3 protein-coding genes are annotated in these 2,750 nt (G+C 52.5%); all 3 read right to left on the minus strand.

Annotation, left to right across the window (positions count from 1 at the left end):
* Positions 1-115 precede the first annotated feature (115 nt).
* Entirely contained in the window at positions 116-331 is a 216-nt protein-coding gene (locus BJEO58_RS14655; protein ID WP_101590189.1) for a biotin/lipoyl-binding carrier protein, read from the minus strand.
* 30 nt (positions 332-361) lie between these two features.
* On the minus strand, positions 362-1,720 hold the full coding sequence (locus BJEO58_RS14660; protein ID WP_219617129.1) for an acetyl-CoA carboxylase biotin carboxylase subunit: 1,359 nt from the start codon (positions 1,718-1,720) through the stop codon (positions 362-364).
* A gap of 18 nt (positions 1,721-1,738) precedes the next feature.
* On the minus strand, positions 1,739-2,750 hold a 1,012-nt coding region (locus BJEO58_RS14665; protein WP_308297875.1), incomplete at its 5' end, for a carboxyl transferase domain-containing protein.

The following is a 2,750-nucleotide window of genomic DNA, read 5'->3' on the forward strand; positions in this document are numbered from 1 at the left end:
TCTTACTCTTCTCGAATGAACTACTGTTTCCTCGAAGGGCGGCTGATGGTCACTGTGAGACACACCTAACCCCATCGTAAGATCATGCCTAGAGCTGTCGGCAACACTACTCTCGTCAGGCTATGACGACCATAATGTCGCCCTCGTTCACAGGACCACCCTCCTCAATAGTCACCTCTGTCACCTTTCCTGAATAGTCCGACTCCACAGGGATCTCCATCTTCATCGACTCGAGAATGGCCAGCTCATCACCCTCTGTGACCTCATCACCAACCTTTACAAGAAGCTTCCACACGTTAGCCGTCATTTCCGCAACAACCTTTTGAGACATACTTTCCTTCTCTCTCCACCGACTGTTACTTCAGGCGGACTTTTGTTTTACGACTCGCGTGAGCATTTCGGTATCGTACTCTCCATCTACGAACGAGGGATCCCCGACTATGCCTTCTACAAGTGCGAGATTGGTCTTAGGACCGCTAACATCGAATTCCTGAGCGGCTTCCCCTAATGCGTGCAATACGTGATCGCGATCTACATCATGAACACAAAGCTTTGCGAGAAGTGGATCATAGTAAGGCGTCACGATATCGCCGACGTCGTAACCACTATCAACCCTCACCCCCGGGCCGCTGGGTTCCGCCCAAGTAGTGATTTCTCCCGGTCCTGGCAAGAAGCGCACTGGATCTTCTGCATACACCCTGAACTCGATGGCATGACCCTGCGGCGTCGGACGATCCAACCTAGCTAAATCAAGTTCTTGACCCGCCGCGATATGGATCTGCAGTTCCACAAGATCAAGTCCCGTAACCAGCTCCGTGACGGGGTGCTCGACCTGTAGCCGAGTGTTCATCTCCAGAAAATAGAACTCTCTCGTCATTCGATCAAAAATGAACTCGACGGTTCCGGCACCACGATACTTAACCTTTTCGGCTACCTTCTGTGCCATCACATAGAGCCAGTCACGTTCAGACTCGGAAAGAGTAGGCGCAGGAGCCTCCTCCAGCACTTTCTGATGTCGGCGCTGAACTGAACACTCTCTATCCCCAATAACAGCAACTTTGTCTGAGTTTAATCCCAATACTTGCACTTCAATGTGCTTCGCCGACTCGATGTACTTTTCCAAATAGACGGACCCGTTCCCAAATGCCCGCTCTGCTTTTCTACGAGTCGCATCATACGATTTTTCGAGCTCCGCATCACTCGTAACAACCGACATCCCAAGACCACCGCCTCCAGCAGTAGCCTTCAGGACCATCGGATAACCGATTTCTTGCGCACTCAACAGTGCATGATCCAACGTATCCACGGAGCCCGATGTACCTGGAACGACAGGGACACCAGCCTCTAACATCAGCGCTCGAGCAGGAACTTTCTCCGACATCGAATCCATTGACTCAGGATCCGGTCCCACCCAGGTCAGCCCAAGTTCCTGAATCTTACGAGCAAACTCCGAATTCTCCGATAAGAACCCATACCCTGGGTGGATTGCGTCAACACCACTGTCCGACGCTGCGCGCAATACTGCTTCGATATCCAGATAAGACGATGAAGCAAGTGCCTCACCGATTCTGACCGTACGATCAGCCATCCGTACATGCTTAGAGTTCTCATCAGCATCAGAATATACTGCAACAGTTTCTATACCGAGCAAATCGCATGTACGAAATATTCGGCAGGCGATTTCGCCACGGTTAGCTACGAGTATTCGCTTAATCACCATCGAGATCCTCCTCGGTTGTCAGCTACGCATCGTGCGTGTCGTCACACCAAGCAGTTCCGGTAGCAGCCGGTAAGCGCGCGTAACCCATTCACTCAACATCGGACGGGTTTCACGAGGATCAATAATGTCATTAATTCCAAACTTTTCGGCTGTTAAGAATGGGTTCTCGAGGTACTCGAAGCTTTTCACCAATTCGTCCCGTCGCGCCTGCGGGTCGTCAGCGGCAGCGATCTCCTTCTTATAAGCAGCTTCCACTCCGCCTTCAATAGGAATCGATCCCCAGTACGCCGACGGCCACGCGACTCTCCAATTCACCAGTCTCATCAACGGCCCGTAAGCAGAACCCGCCAGGCCAAACGCACGGCGGACAAACACCGTTGCCCAAGGTACCTGTGCCTGTTCAATCGCCAGCTGAGCACGAATTCCTAACCGCACGGTACCCTTCGCCTCTGCTTCTCGGCCCACGTACGTACCAGGCTGATCAACAAGATTGATGACCGGCAGGTGGAAGGTATCCGCCATGTCAACGAAGCGGATGAGTTTCTCGCTGGCTTCAGCCGTCAGGGAACCACCAAGATGCGATGGATCATTAGCGAGAACTGCAACCGGATGCCCATTGATCCGCGCAAGTGCAGTGATCTGCGAACGACCGTTATAGCGCCCAATCTCGAAAATGCTTCCGGTATCAAACACCGACTCCATGATCTTCCGCATGGAATACGACCGACGTTTACTCTCTGGGACCAGAGTCGCTAGTGCTTCATCTCGCCGTTCGGGATCATCATCACTTTCGTGCACAGGCGGAAGCTCAAAAACACTGCTTGGCAAATATGAGAGAAACCTCCGGGCTTGTTCAAAGGCGTCCTCTTCGTCCTTGGCCTCATTATCAACGACGCCCGAACCCCGAGCGTGCACAGATGCACCGCCCAACTCTTCCTTATCAATCTCCTGACCAACCCCCGGCTTTACTACCGCAGGCCCACCAGCGAACACGTAGCTGCTGCCAGCTACCATCACAGAAAAATGAGAT

It is taken from the genome of Brevibacterium jeotgali (assembly GCF_900169175.1).
GTDB lineage: Bacteria > Actinomycetota > Actinomycetes > Actinomycetales > Brevibacteriaceae > Brevibacterium > Brevibacterium jeotgali.